Here is a 14,074-nt window from a genome sequence, read left to right as displayed (position 1 = left end):
CGGCGCTTTATAGTTGCAAGCGTTTCATCCATGCAGGTTGAAGCCCTAACCACGCGTCCTTGCAGGTCAGAGCCCGATTTCTGGTTCCCTTCCGATCCCGGACAATCCGGGCGAATCATGCCCCATCCACCCCCTTCCGATGGATCCTCAATGGGGATCCATCCCCGAATGGGTCTCGGATGGATGGATCGGCTGAGAAACCAATGGATCGGCCTCCTGCAAAGCCGCAGGTGAGGCCACCTGTAATGGGTCCCCAAACGCACGAGAGCCCCGGATGGCTTGGCAGCTCCGGGGCTCTCCAGACACCAGGAGGTAAGGCTCCAGATGTCCACGCACAACGATACGGCCGAACTCCCCCGATGGGTGTTCTACTGCCTGGTCTTCGGCGCACTCACCGGCATGGCCGGTACCGCCGCCGTCAACGGCCCCGAGATCATCGAGCTCGGCCAGCGCCTCGGCCTGGAGTGGCGAAGCATCGTCGTCGCCGCCATGGTCGTGCTCTACGAGATGGTCAGCACCCTGCTGTTCATGTTCATCCCCAAGCACCTGAAGTGGCTGCGCCGGTCAGCGGCCTGGGGAGCCGGATTCGGCCTGATCCTCACGATCGTCCTGGGCGGCGTCAACCACGCCCTCGACCACGACACGCTGGAAGTGAACCTCTTCCTCGTCGAGGCCGTCACCCCCGTACCTTCCCTCGTTGCGGCGGCCTTCCTGCACATGCTTGTCCTCGCCGCCGCCGCCATTTCCCCCCGCATCAAGAATCGGCGCCGGGCGCGAGAGGTAGGGGAAGTTCCCGTCCCTCCGACCATTGAACTAACACAGCCCGAGGAAGAAACCGATAAGGGCCCCAAGACGCTCGTGGAAGACCTTCCCCAGCCCGGGGAAGACGACGAGACGCCGGAGAACCTCACGGAGGACGCAGAGGAAGACGAGAGCGAGGAAGAGGAAGTCGAGGCGGACGACGCGGAAGCCACTGTGTCCCTGGAGAACCTCGACATCGAAGCCGAGAACATCGGCTACCGCGCGGTGCTGAGGATCGCGATGGCGGCTTGCCGCCGGGCACGGAAGCTGGGGAAGCCGCGTCCCACGGGCGCAGCGATGCTGGAGAAGTTCGGGATCGTCTCTACCCCGAAGGCGTGGCGGAACGCTCTGAACGAGGCCGAGGAGAAGTTGGATGAGGAAGCGGCGCTCTTCGTCCAGTAGGTAGGGGAACGAAAGCCCCCGAGCTGAATCAGCTCGGGGGCTTTCGCGTTTCCAGGATTCATAAAAATGGCCGGTTGATTTCTACCCTCGAATTGAATGGTTTTCTTATGAGGGATGATTTGTGGCCGACGATTTTCTGGATGACGAGACGGATGGCGAGAAGGAAGCGCGGGCGAGTCTCGACGATGAGCTGGATGAGCTGTCGCGCGAGTTCGTCGAGGATTTGCTGGATAGGTTGCTTCTCGTCACGGACGAGTTGAGCGGCAATCCGCTTTATCCGTACCAGCGGCCTTTTGCCCGGCGGATTTTTGAGTCCCTTATTACTGGGGACGGTGCGGCGCTGACTGCGCTATTTTCCAGGCAGAGTGGAAAAAGTGAGACGGTCGCCAACACTGTGGCGACGGCGATGATTCTCTTCCCGTCGCTGGCCATTGCGTACCCGGATCTGCTGGGCAAGTTCCGCAAGGGCTTGTGGGTGGGTGCGTTCGCTCCTGTCGAGGACCAGGCGGAAAACCTCTACTCGCGGATCGTGTCGCGGTTGACTTCGGAGCAGGCGGTCGCGTTGATGTCGGACCCGGACTTGAACATTAGGATCGCGGGCAAGGGCCGGACGCTGTCTCTGTCGAACGGGTCGTTGGTGCGTCGGCAGACCGCACATCCTCGGGCGATCATCGAAGGCCGGACCTATCACCTGATCCTGATGGATGAGGCTCAGGGCGTTGACGCTCGGATGCTGTTCAAGTCGATCTCGCCGATGGGTGCCTCGACCAACGCGACCTTGGTCCTGACGGGCACGCCCTCGTATGAGAAGGGCGCCTTTTACAAGCTGATTCAGGACAACAAGCGGGAGCAGCTCGGCCGAGGCAAGAAGCCGCTGCACTTCCAGGCTGATTGGAGGGAGGCGGCGAAGGCCAACCCCTCCTATAAGAAGTACGTCAGCAAGGAGATGATCCGGATCGGCGAGGACTCGGATGAGTTCAAGCTGTCGTACCGGTTGATCTGGTTGCTTGAGCAGGGCATGTTCACGACCGAGGAGCGCCTGGAGTCCCTCGGCGACAAGAGCATGAAGGTCGAGCACACCTGGCATCGCACGCCGGTCGTGATCGGGATCGATCCGGCTCGCAAGCAGGACTCGACGATCGTCACGGTGGTCCACGTCGACTGGGATCGTCCGGATGAGAACGGCATCTATCCGCACCGGATCCTTAACTGGCTCGACTTGACCGGCCAGGACTGGGAGCGGCAGTACGAGCGGATCACGGATTTCTGCGCGAACTACAAGATCATGAAGGTCGGGATCGACGCGGGCGGCCTGGGTGATGTGGTGGCCTCACGGTTGCGGGTGCTGATGCCGCATACGGAGATCGAGGAGCTCGGTTCTGACCGTGCCAGCCAGTCCAAGAGGTGGAAGCATCTGGCCAACCTCATGGACCGGGGTCTGATCACGTGGCCTGCGCACGCCAAGACGCGGGAGACCAAGTTGTGGCGCCGGTTTCACCAGCAGATGACGTCGCTGGAGAAGGTGTTTGCGGGTCCGTACCTGATGGCTGAGGCTCCGAAGGAGCCCAACGCGCATGACGACTTCGCCGACAGTTTGGCGATGGCGTGCGTTTTGACTTTGGATTATGCGGTTCCGACTGTTCAGTTCTCGGATAACCCGTTCTATCGCCGCCGGTATTGATACGACATTTATATATTTCGGCCCTTGAACTCTAGCCTGGAAAGAGCTAGCTGATTTGAAAGGGCTGCGAATGTATAACGACCCTGAGCGCAATTCGCCGCTTGCGCCGACTCCGCGTTACCCGGAGCGTCTGACCTCGGTGTATGAGCGTAAGGCCGCGTCGAACACTGCCCGGCGTGGTGAGCTGCGGTTCCAGGAGGGTGTGGGCACTGACCAGGACGTTCCTCGCGACTTTGGCGTGGGCGTCATGAGCGGTTACGAAACTCCGCCCGGTCATCCGACGCACAACAAGGCCGTGTGGATTAAGCCCGCTTCGGAGACTCTGAAGGAGCGCGCCCACCTCGGTAGTGCTGCCTGGGTTGAAGCGCCGACATTCCTTGGCGAGTTTTCCGAGGGCGCGTTCTCTCGCGACGCCGAGGTGCATTACCAGATGGTGCAACGTAGCGGTGACCACTACATGCGTCACAACGCGTCTGTCGTCAACGACTAAAGGCTGAGGTAGCGCTCCGTTGAGCGGCATTAATTTCTACACTCCTGGCCACCAGGCCCTGGGTTCGACCCTCACGGTGTCGATTAGCCCCCTAGGCCTGGTGGAGCTTTCTGATGAGGAGTTTGAGGTAAATGGTCCTCGCTTGTCCCGCTATGCCCGAAATTGGGCGTGGTGGATGGGCATGCATTGGACTCACCGCCGCGCACCGGGTGAGCCTCAGCTCACGTTCAACTACACGCAGGCTCTCAGCGACTACAAGAACAACTTCTCGTTCAGTCGCGGCGTGACCTTCTCGGCCGCCAAGCAGTACCAGCACATCATCCCGGCCTTGGTCAACCGGATCTGGGAGCGTGACAACGACAAGGCCACCGTGCTGGCCGAGGTCGCGCAGAACGGGGGTGTGACCGGCGACGCGTTCGCCAAGATCGCCTACGACCCGGCCTGGGTCGACTCGGCCCGGAATGTCCATCCCGGGCGTGTCCGAATTTTGCCACTTAATCCAAGTACATGCTTTCCTGAGTGGCATCCTCACGATCGTGAGCGTTTGGTCCGATTCAAGCTAAAGTATCGCTTTTGGGGTACTAACTTGGAGGGGACTCGACAGGTATTCACCTACACGGAAGTCTTGACAGACGACACCGTGGAAGAGTACGTCAACGACGAGTTGATCGACCGTAGGCCCAACCGGTTGGGCCAGATCCCCGTCGTTCACATCCCCAACATCTCCGTCTCCGGATCGCCCTGGGGCATCAGCGACATTGAGAACCTCATCGCGCTGAACAGGGAATATAACGAAAAGGCCACGGAGATCAGCGATATCGTCAACTACCATTCGCAGCCGATCACGGTCATGCAGGGGGCCAAGAATCCCTCGACCGAGGTCGGTGCCCACAAGGTGTGGCACGTCCCCCAAGAGGCCAAGGTCTACACGCTCGAAAACGGCGTCGACCTCGTAGGCCCGCTCCAGTACATGGAGCTGATCAAGCGCGCCATGCACGAAATGTCGGGCGTCCCCGAAACGGCCTTGGGCCAGCAGCAGGCGATCTCCAACACCTCGGGTGTTGCGCTGGCCATTCAGTACCTCCCACTGATGTCCCAGCATGAGGCCAAGGTCCGCAACTACAGCGTCGGCCTGCGGAAGATCAACGAACTGGCGCTCCGCACCTTGTTTTTGTTCGAGCCGGAGACGCTGCTCTACGACCCTGACACAGACGGGATCATCGAGCCCGGCCAGCCCAGTGTCATCGATCCCACTGACCCGCTGGTCTACCGCACCGAGTGTCACTGGCCGCCGCCGCTGCCGGTCGACACCCTCATCAAGCTGAACGAGATCCAGCTCAAGATGGGCCTGGGCCTCGAAAGCAAGCGCGGCGCGCTCAAGGATCTGGGGACTGAGTTCCCGGATGAAAAGGCCGCCGAGATTTTCGAAGAGCTTCGCAATGACGCCATTGAGCAGGGCGCACTTGAATTTATAAGGGCGCAAATCAATTCTGCTATCTTGGCAATGACGGGAATGACACCGCAAGGTGAAAATGCCCCCGCACCGCCCACAGGCGCTAATTCGGATTCGGCGAGTGCTCCCCCGACCAACCCTGTTGCCAATCAGGCAACGGTAATGGCCGGTACTGAACACAAAATCATGACCGAACTCGTGACACTGGCGCATGGAAGCAGAACTCCTCAGCGCCGAGACCCGGACACCGATAGCGCCTAGGACTCGCGACAAGTGCAAGACAACATCACCACCCCTGGCTCCCTTATTGGTCATCGGAAGAACGGCGACCCGATCTACCTGATCGGCGGCGGTTCCAGCGATGACGCCCCTCAGTGGACTGACTCCAGCTCGACCACTCCCCCTGCTGCCCCACCGGCCAACGGACCGTTCTACACGGCCGAGGACCTGGAGAAGGCACGGCGCGAGGAGAAGGACAAGCTGTACAACCGCATGAACCAGCTGGCTACCAAGGTCAACTCGCAGGACGAGATCCTGAAGACCTGGCAGGCCGAGCGGGAAGCGGCTGCTCAGGCCGAAGAGGAAGCCCGTAAGGCTGCCGAGGAACAGGTCAATCAGCAACGGCGCGAAGAGATGTCCGCCAAGGAGTTGCTAGAGGAGACCACCCGGCAGTGGCAGGCCCGGCTCGACGCCATTGAGGCCGAGCGCGCTCAAGAGCGTGCCGCCCGTGAGAACGAGCGCCTGCTTGAAGCCAAGGAGAGGGAATTCCTTGAACTTCAGAACTTCACCCGTCAGCGGGTCACTGAGGAGTCGGAGAACATTCTCCCTGAGCTTCTCGACCTGATCACGGGAAACACACGGGACGAAATCGAAGCCTCCATCGTCGCCATGAAGGCGCGGAGCGCGAAGATTCTCGACCAGGTAAGCGCGGCTTCGGCCGAGCTTGGCGCAATGTCGCGTGGCGCCTCCCTCACGGGATATGGCGCGACTGGACCGCTGGAACAGCAATCGGGCACTAAGACGTACACGGCCGACGAAATCAGGTCCATGCCGATGAACGAGTACGCGGCGAACCGTCACCGCCTGCACGGAGCATCGGCGTCCGGTAACGGATATGGAATGTTCGGCTGATAAGAAAGCGATTCAGAAGTGCCTAGCGCAATCACGGGTACCCCCAATCTTTCCGCTTCTCCGACCGCTTATGCGGCTCCCGGAGTTGGTGGTTCCACACAATTGGGTGCGGTTATCCAACAACTGTGGTCGAAGGAAATTCTCTTTCAGGCCATGCCAATTCTCCGATTCGAACAATTTGCTGTCAAGAAGACTGAACTCGGAGTTCAACCTGGCTTGACAGTGCATTTCGTTCGATACAACAACCTCGGCCGCGCCTCGCAGCTGGTTGAAGGTATCCGGATGCAGACAGCGGCCCTTACCGCTAATACCTTCAGCATTACCGTCGCTGAGCATGGCTATGCCATCGCCGTTTCGGAATTGCTTCTGAACGCTTCGTTCGACGACGTCATGGCCACGGCCTCGCGTTTGCTCGGCCGAAACATGGCGACTTATCTCGACGAAGGCGCGCGGAATACTCTGCTTACTGCCACGTCGCGACTGTTCGGCTACAACAAGTACGCGCTGGAGCCACCGGCCACCCCGATGTCGCCGTACGACCAGGGCACTGCTGCGGCCAACCGCGCTGGCCTGGACGGCACTTTCAACTTCACGACGGCCCTTGTCAAGGACGCTGTCGAGACCCTCGCGACCAAGAATGTCCCCCGTTTGGGAGACAGTTATGTGGCGTTTGTTCACCCGCACCAATCGCGGCGTCTGCGTGACGACCCGCAGTGGATCGAAATGAGCAAGTACGCGCAGCCGGGAATGTTCTCCCTGGGCGAGATTGGCAAGATCGACGACGTTGTCTTTATCGAGACGACTCAGGTCCGGAAGCTTACTACCGGTACCCCGACTGCCGATAACCCGGACCTCGCGACGGACGTTCCCGCAGGTAAGAGCGTGTATCAGTCGATCTTCGTTGGGGACAACGCGTTTGGTCACGCCATTTCTTTGCCCGTCGAATTGCGCGATGGCGGTATCCTCGATTTTGGCCGTGAACACGCATTGGCCTGGTATAGCATTTTTGGCTGGGGACTAATTACAGACCAGTCTGTTATCGTGGCTGAAACGAATTAGCCCTTAGCCTCACAAGGCGTACCGCGCCATTCTTGAAGCCCCTGAGACGTGCCTCCTCAGGGGCTTCTCGCATTTCCATTCGAGTTGATCGACGAGATTAATAAGTCAAGGCGTCTTTACGGAACACTGAAATGGAGTACTCAGTTTCAAGACACGGAGATTCTTTTGAGTTCCAAGCGCATTTCCAGCCGGGACACGACCGCCAAGAAGGCCGCCGAGCTGTATGAGCAGCACGCCGAGGAGTTGGAGGGCCGATCGGGCTCTCTGACCACTATCAGCGGTGGTCCGGGCGTTACTGTCGACCCGGTCGGCGCGGTTGAGGTAAGCGGCATCACGGTCGAGGGCGCCAAGAAGCGCCTGCGCGTCAATGACGACATCATCGACATGACGTTCGGCAAGGACAAGCACTACACCTTTAAGCGCGGCGTCATTTATTCCGTGCCCACGGATCTGTACAACCACCTCGAAGAGTGCGGGCTGGTGTACCACTAATGGGCGGCAAGCTTGTTCCACCCGCTGAGGGTGATGTCTATGAGCTCCAGGCCGATTTCGGCATTGGCGCCGGGTCTTTGACGGCCGGTCAGCAGGTCACTGTCACGGGTGTTCATCCCCCGGGCACTCCCGGCCTTGGCGTCAGTAATGACGACCAGGTCACCGCTGACTTCCCTGAGGCCGCAGGAAACATCCGCACGATCGCGCTGGACGTCCCCTCGTTCTACGCGCAGTTCTCGAAGGTTGGCTGAACATGGCCGGTAATCCAAGCGTCTACGGCTGCCAAATCGCCCTGGACTATCTCACCGGCCGGGCCCTGGACTACGCCTCGGCGCGGACCACCTACCTGGCCTTGCTGACCGGCAACATCGCCGACGACGCTCTGATGTCGGCCATGCCGGAGGTGACGACCGCTGGGTACGCCCGGCAGGCGGTCACCTGGGGCGCCCCCAGCAACGCGCGGCCGAGCTCGGCCGCGAACTCCGCCGTGATCACCTTCGGGCCTGTGACGGCCGACATGCCGGTGCCGGTGACGTACGCGGCGCTGGTGACCGTGTCGACAGGCACGGCCGGAAAGATCATCCACAAGTGGCTGCTGGACGCTCCACAGCAGCCGGTCAACGGTCAGGCTTTGCAGATCGCGATCGGCAAGCTCGTCCTGACGGCGAACTAGAACAGGAAACCCCCGGCCTGGCTCTGTGGCATCAGGCCGGGGGAGACGGATCGGCCATCTGGACCGATTCCTGACAGACCTCAAGTACACAGGGGCGCTTGAGGTTGCACAACTTATCACGATGTTCAATCGGCCAGGAACGAAGAACCCCCGCCCGCAGATCGTCGGGCAGGGGCTCTTCACCGGCGCGGGGGTTCGACAGTCCAGCGCCAGTTCCACATGTGCTTCGTCCGTGTCACCCGACTAAGCAACCAACCAAGACTCTACCAAGTTGCTACGGCGTTTTGGCCGGAAAAGGCGAAAACCCCCAACCCGGTGTAACGAGTTGAGGGTCTCAGAGCCGGTCATGGCTGTGACAAGCCCTCCCGTGCCTATTGAGATCAGCACAGGGCGTGGTGACGCCGAATGAGCGTCCGGCGCCACCGATTTCTTCGAACAGATCCACCTCTTGCGGAGGTGGGATCACCCTAGCAGGAGACCATTTTCGTGGCGACTTCCGCCGACATCATCGCCCGGGTACGCACTGAGCTCGGTGACCTTGCCGAGGATTTCGTGGTCCCGATTTTCGGCTCCCGTCCGGTTCTTGAGCTGGGTGTTCGTAATGTCTCCACGGTTGGGCTGACGGTCGTCAAGCAGATCCCCGGCCAGCCGAGTGTGGTCATCGACCCGTCGCGGTACACGCTGCTGGCACGCACGGGGATCATCACGCTGCTCGACCCGCTGCCCGACAACGCGACCGTCATCACGACCGGCTCGCATTACCCGCTGTTCAGCGACGGCGAGCTCGCACAGTTCGTCGCCGACGCCGAGCGGCAGCACTGCCATGAGCGTGAGCTGAAGGTCCGTGGCCGCAATGAGAACGGCTTCATCACCTACACGCGGACGCCGATGACGCTGGCGAACCTGCCGGACATCGAGATCGTCCCGCTCACGATCTTGGCGACGATCAACGCGCTGTATTCGGCCGCCACCGACGCGGCGACCGATATGGACATCATCACGGCCGAGGGCACCCACCTTCGCCGTGGCCAGCGCTACGAGCAGATGATGATGCACGTCGTCCAGCTCCAGGCCCGGTACAAGGAAATCTGCACCCAATACAACATCGGCGCCTACCGCATGGAGACGTCCCAGTTGCGGCGCATCTCCAAGACGACCGGCCGTTATGTGCCTCTCTTTATCGGGCGCGAATACGACGAGGGCGGGCCGAACTCTTTGCCGACGCGGCTGCTGCCGCCGGTCGACTCCCCGCACGAGGACACCTCGGGTGTGCCGTCGCCGTGGATCTACCCCTATGGCGGCATCTGATGGCGCGTCTGGACCACAAGGCGACCGGCCGGTTCTCACCTCGCTACGAGACGACCGAGGCCGACCGGGCGATGCTCGGCTACGAGCAGGTCTGGGGCGATTGGCTGGAGTACTACCGGTACGACGCCGCCGCCTCTTCGCAGGATGCGGTGTACGAGGAGTCGCAGGGTCCTGGCCGGGTTTTCCGTGGCCCGCACCGTCTGCCGATCATGACGCTGGTCCGCGAAGAGGGGATGTACCGGCAGCAGCCGGGCGGTCTGTGGTGGGTCGACTCGGGTTATTTCGTCATCCCCTTCGCCGGTCTGGTCCGTGCCGGGTTTCACCGGATCGACCTTGACCACGGCGACTATCAGCGCGACCGCATCGTCTACGACAACCGGGTTTTTCGGGTCACGCGCATTCAGATTCACGGGCAGGTTGGCCGCCGCGACCTTATGGCCTCCATCTCCGTGCAGCAGCTCAAGCCCTCTGACTTGGTCGGTGATCCACAGTTCGCGGCCTGGTGGAACGTCGAGGACGCAGACAATGAGGAAGACGCAGTGATTTCCACTCCGGGACCGGCCGGACACACACCGGTCATGTACAGCGGTCTGGGGTTGCCGACGATTCCGCGCGAGAACGGCGACCTGTACCTGCGCGGCAACGGCGAGCTCTACCAGCAGCAGGACGGCACCTGGGAGTTGATGGGCGTCCTGATGGGCCCGCAGGGTCCTTCTGGTCCGGCCGGTCACACGCCGCAGCTTCATTCGGGCGCGGGTGCGCCCACGGTTTTGCATGTCAGCGGTGACCTGTATCTGAACACGGTCAACGGTGACCTGTACCAGCAGCAGTCCAGCGCGTGGATCTTCGCCGGGACGCTCGGCGGTGAGGGCGGCGGCCAGGGTCCGCAGGGCGAGCCGGGACCTCAAGGTGAGCCAGGACCTCAGGGCGAGCAAGGCGAGCCGGGTGAACAAGGCCCGCCGGGTGCCGATGGGCAGGACGGCGCCGATGGCGCTGACGGCCACACGCCGCGCTTGTACTCCGGGACGGCCGCGCCGGTCGCTCTCCAGGCCAACGGCGACCTGTACCTGCGGACCAGTACAGGTGATCTGTACTCGCAGATCGCGGGTGTGTGGACGCTGGCGGGCAACATCCGAGGCCCCCAGGGAGTCCAGGGTGATCAAGGTATCCAGGGCATTCAGGGTATCCAGGGTGTTCAAGGTGAGCCCGGCGAGCAGGGTCCTGCCGGACAGGACGGCGCCGATGGCGCTCCCGGCGCTGATGGTCCCGCCGGTCCTCCGGGTGTCGTGGCGGCCACGGCTCCGGCCACCTATGACGACGAGACACAGACCATCGGTGTCCTTGTCGGCACCACGGCGGGGACCGTCGCGGCCGGGAACGATTCGCGGCTGAGCAACGCCCGGACGCCGACCGCGCACGCGGCCTCGCACGGCACCGGCCAGTCGGACGCGATCTCTCCGGCGTCGATCGGCGCGGCGACCTCGGGCCACAACCACACGGGGACCTACGACCCTGCCGGGACGGCGGCGGCTCAGGCGGCAACGCGGCTGGCGCTGACGGGTGGCACGGTGTCCGGCGCGGTCACGGTGCAGGACAAGCTGACGGTCGACGAGCTGGAGATGGTCTCTCCGAACGACCAGACGCGCCTGGTGCGCTTGGTCGCTCCCCCGGCCAGTTCCACCGACCCGGTCACCTCCGAGGACATGCTGCATGTGGAGCAGGACGGGGCGCCGACGTGGTGGTTGAACGAGAACGGTAATCCCCGCGCGCAGTCGGCGAAGACGACGGAAGCGGCTGAGCGGCTTTATGGTCGTTCGGGTCAGGCTGCCGATATTTGGCAGGTGCTGGATAACCGGACGTCTGCCACGGTGCTGGCGTGCGTGAAGCCGAATGGCAACATCGTGGCGACGGGTGCGATTTCGGCGTCGAACTACTCCGATGGCGCGTGGACAGCTTTGACGGCGACGAACGGTGCTTATACGGCAGTCGGTGCGGGTGACTCTGATTATGAGCCCGCGTACCGGCTTGAGGGTGCGGCGAACGAGATCGTGCGGTTGCGCGGACGTTTTACCGTGACCAACGTGACATCGGCTGACGTGATCACGACGCTGCCTGTTGGTGCGCGTCCGGCTAAGGCGATCCGGGCTCAGGTTCCTAACGGCCAGTCGACGTACATCGGTGTGACCATCGGGACGAACGGTCAGGTCGTGTCGGGTCGTACGGTTTCGTCGGCGAACTGGGTGTCGCTCGACGGAATTATCTTCTCGAAGAACTGATTCCGGGCCGAGAATTTAATATCTAAGCATTTGTGACCTCTACAGTTGGAATAGAGAAATGTCTCTTTCCGATTAGCAGGGGAATTCGAAGCGGATGCCGTGGATCCTTAACGAGGATGAAGCCTTTCAGGCGCATCTTTCTGGTCTCACGGTTTCGCATGCGAACGGCGTGATCCCGGTTCCGGTGCGATTCATGTATCCGGAGGTGGAGGCGCCGTCGATGGACTATCCGATGATCGTGATCGAGCACGTCGGCGCGGAGCTGGCGACCGATCGCATGCATCGTGGGACGGTCCGGGTGGACGCGGGGCCGGAAGGTGGCGTGCTCCCCGAGGAGGGGGCTCGCTGGGGCTGGTACGCGCCTTTCCCCGATCCTTATGACCTGGATTATTCGGTGCGGGTCCTCACCCGTTTGCGTAGTCATCAGATCGAGCTCGCAGGTGCGCTGGCGAAATTCGACCGGCTGCCGCAGACGAGCGGGTTTCTGGAGATCACCAGCCGGGACATGGTGGCGTCGCTGGACGTGATCGGCGGGCCGCAGTTCGGCCGGTCGGTGGACGATGACGGTAAGCGGCTTTTTGAGATTCTCTACACGGTCCGGATCGCTTCGGAGTTCTACCCGTGGGACATCGAGCAGTTGTCCTTTCCGGATCACGTTGGCGGCACGATCTACAACCGGGAAAAGACCCGCCTTCTCTCAGATTTCGAGATCGATTACACGTGAGGCGTGCCGCCTTGCTAGGAGAGTAGTCTGTGGCGACGTATTTGACGCCCGGCGTTTACATCGAGGAAGACCTCACACCACGGACCGGTAACGGTTACGGGGACGCTCGGGCCATCGCCTGCTTTGTTGGTATCGCGGCCAAGGGTCCGGCCGTTCCTACTTTGATCACCAGTTGGACGCAGTTCAACAATATCTATGGCGGTTTCACCGCGTCGCAGAGTTTGCTGCCTTACGCGGTCGATCAGTTTTTCAAGAATGGCGGCGGCCGGTGCACGATTATCCGTGCGGTGCGGTCGGACGCGGTTGCGGCGTTCGTCAACCTGGTTGATTCGACACCTGCCGGGGCCCCGAACAACGGGCCTTTGCCCGCGTTGAAGGTCACGGCGCTGGCTCCCGGGTTGGGTGGTAACTCGCTGAAGGCGCAGGTCGTCCCCACGGGCGTCCCGGGCCGGTTCAATCTGCGGGTCCTTGAGGGAACGCAGCAGCTGGAGATCTTCGAGGACCTCAGTGTCAACCCGACCGACGCGCGGTATGTGACGGCGATCGTCAACAGCCCGTTCGCTGGTTCCCGGTTGATCAAGTTGTCCAACCTCAAGGTGACCGAGTCCTACGTCTATAACGCCACCAACGACGTCCTGCCCGCCCAGACGGCCAACCTCGGTTCTGGTGTGGACGGCGTGCAGCCGTATGACTACATCAACTCGACCAAGCAGCTGGCCGACTCTGATGACAACTACGACATCAACCTGCCGGGCATCACCGCTGCCTCGACGCTGAACCCGCTGATCGAGTGGGCCGACGAGCGTGGCAAGGCCATGTTGGTGATCGACGGCCCGCGTGCGCTGGAAGGTTCGACCTCCGCGCAGGTGCTGGCCGGTTACACCGGCATGATCACCGGCGGCTCGGCGATCGTCGCCTCCAGCCATGGTGCGATCTACGCGCCGTGGATCATGGTGCCGGACACCTCCTCGTCGCTGTACGGCGCGGTCCGGCTGATCCCTCCGGGTGGCGCGGTACTCGGTAAGTACTCGCGTAACGACGTCGTGCGCCACGTCGGCAAGGCCCCGGCCGGTGTGGAAACCCGGCTCGACACGGCGCTGGCCACCGAGACCAAGTTCACCGCCACGCAGCTCGACGAGGCCAACGACTCCCACATCAACATCATCCGCAACGTGCCTGGCCACGGCATCTGCATCATGGGCTCCCGCACCCTCAAGCGGACGCACCCGGACCACTACGTGCCGATCCGGCGCACGCTGATGATGCTCACCAAGCAGCTCACCGACATTTCCCGGTTCGCGATTTTCGAGCCGAACGGCCCGGACTTGTGGACCCAGTTGGAATTGGTCATCGGGAAGTTCTTGGGCACGATCGCCCGCGCCGGTGTGCTCGCTGGAGCCACTGAGTCCGAGGCATTCCAGGTTCGGTGTGACGCCGACCTGAACCCTCCCGCCTCTATTCGTGCGGGTTACGTCAACATCGAAGTCGCGGTCGCCTTGAGGTATCCAGCCGAATTCATCGTGATCAAGCTCGGCCAGTACGACGGCGGAACTGACATTTCTTTTAGCTAGGAAAGGCGCCGTT

At 61.8% G+C, this 14,074-nt stretch carries 13 protein-coding genes; all 13 read left to right on the top strand.

What is annotated here, in order from left to right; genetic code table 11:
* Positions 1-324 precede the first annotated feature (324 nt).
* The 13 genes from FDA94_RS29270 (at position 325) to FDA94_RS29210 (ending at position 14,061) form a co-directional block, all read left to right on the top strand.
* Complete coding sequence (locus tag FDA94_RS29270; protein ID WP_137250293.1) at positions 325-1,203, top strand: hypothetical protein; 879 nt, start codon at positions 325-327, stop codon at positions 1,201-1,203.
* A 121-nt stretch (positions 1,204-1,324) separates the two neighbouring features.
* Positions 1,325-2,884, top strand: a complete 1,560-nt coding sequence (locus FDA94_RS29265) for a phage terminase large subunit family protein (RefSeq protein ID WP_137250292.1) — start codon at positions 1,325-1,327, stop codon at positions 2,882-2,884.
* A 70-nt stretch (positions 2,885-2,954) separates the two neighbouring features.
* On the top strand, positions 2,955-3,374 hold the full coding sequence (locus FDA94_RS29260) for a hypothetical protein (RefSeq protein WP_137250291.1): 420 nt from the start codon (positions 2,955-2,957) through the stop codon (positions 3,372-3,374).
* Positions 3,375-3,393: 19 nt separating this feature from the next.
* Entirely contained in the window at positions 3,394-5,088 is a 1,695-nt protein-coding gene (locus tag FDA94_RS29255) for a phage portal protein (RefSeq protein ID WP_246060210.1), read from the top strand.
* Positions 5,089-5,100: 12 nt separating this feature from the next.
* Positions 5,101-5,958 carry a hypothetical protein gene (locus FDA94_RS29250; protein ID WP_137250290.1) on the top strand — a complete coding sequence of 286 codons (858 nt, stop codon included), beginning with the start codon at positions 5,101-5,103 and terminating at the stop codon, positions 5,956-5,958.
* A gap of 18 nt (positions 5,959-5,976) precedes the next feature.
* Positions 5,977-7,017 (top strand): N4-gp56 family major capsid protein, encoded by a 1,041-nt coding sequence (locus FDA94_RS29245; RefSeq protein ID WP_137250289.1) that lies wholly within the window; start codon positions 5,977-5,979, stop codon positions 7,015-7,017.
* A gap of 165 nt (positions 7,018-7,182) precedes the next feature.
* Positions 7,183-7,509 carry a hypothetical protein gene (locus FDA94_RS29240; protein ID WP_137250288.1) on the top strand — a complete coding sequence of 109 codons (327 nt, stop codon included), beginning with the start codon at positions 7,183-7,185 and terminating at the stop codon, positions 7,507-7,509.
* Complete coding sequence (locus tag FDA94_RS29235; protein WP_137250287.1) at positions 7,509-7,760, top strand: hypothetical protein; 252 nt, start codon at positions 7,509-7,511, stop codon at positions 7,758-7,760. The genes FDA94_RS29240 and FDA94_RS29235 overlap by 1 nt, the downstream gene beginning before the upstream one ends.
* A gap of 2 nt (positions 7,761-7,762) precedes the next feature.
* A complete protein-coding gene (locus FDA94_RS29230) occupies positions 7,763-8,182 on the top strand; it encodes a phage tail fiber protein (RefSeq protein ID WP_137250286.1) in 420 nt (139 codons plus the stop codon).
* 486 nt (positions 8,183-8,668) lie between these two features.
* Complete coding sequence (locus FDA94_RS29225; protein ID WP_137250285.1) at positions 8,669-9,490, top strand: hypothetical protein; 822 nt, start codon at positions 8,669-8,671, stop codon at positions 9,488-9,490.
* Positions 9,490-11,766, top strand: coding sequence for a collagen-like triple helix repeat-containing protein (locus tag FDA94_RS29220; RefSeq protein ID WP_137250284.1), 2,277 nt, complete (start codon positions 9,490-9,492; stop codon positions 11,764-11,766). The genes FDA94_RS29225 and FDA94_RS29220 overlap by 1 nt, the downstream gene beginning before the upstream one ends.
* A gap of 94 nt (positions 11,767-11,860) precedes the next feature.
* Positions 11,861-12,490, top strand: a complete 630-nt coding sequence (locus tag FDA94_RS29215; RefSeq protein ID WP_137250283.1) for a hypothetical protein — start codon at positions 11,861-11,863, stop codon at positions 12,488-12,490.
* 29 nt (positions 12,491-12,519) lie between these two features.
* Entirely contained in the window at positions 12,520-14,061 is a 1,542-nt protein-coding gene (locus tag FDA94_RS29210) for a phage tail sheath family protein (RefSeq protein ID WP_137250282.1), read from the top strand.
* Positions 14,062-14,074: the final 13 nt, after the last annotated feature.

Source organism: Herbidospora galbida (assembly GCF_005233835.1).
GTDB lineage: Bacteria > Actinomycetota > Actinomycetes > Streptosporangiales > Streptosporangiaceae > Herbidospora > Herbidospora galbida.
This window is presented reverse-complemented; position numbering and strand designations above follow the sequence as displayed.

Excerpts from the sequence above, each read along its gene's own strand:
- FDA94_RS29270 (WP_137250293.1), top strand. The coding sequence starts at position 325 with ATGTCCACGCACAACGATACGGCCGAACTCCCCCGATGGGTGTTCTAC.
- FDA94_RS29260 (WP_137250291.1), top strand. The coding sequence starts at position 2,955 with ATGTATAACGACCCTGAGCGCAATTCGCCGCTTGCGCCGACTCCGCGT.
- FDA94_RS29235 (WP_137250287.1), top strand. The coding sequence starts at position 7,509 with ATGGGCGGCAAGCTTGTTCCACCCGCTGAGGGTGATGTCTATGAGCTC.
- FDA94_RS29230 (WP_137250286.1), top strand. The coding sequence starts at position 7,763 with ATGGCCGGTAATCCAAGCGTCTACGGCTGCCAAATCGCCCTGGACTAT.
- FDA94_RS29220 (WP_137250284.1), top strand. The coding sequence starts at position 9,490 with ATGGCGCGTCTGGACCACAAGGCGACCGGCCGGTTCTCACCTCGCTAC.
- FDA94_RS29215 (WP_137250283.1), top strand. The coding sequence starts at position 11,861 with ATGCCGTGGATCCTTAACGAGGATGAAGCCTTTCAGGCGCATCTTTCT.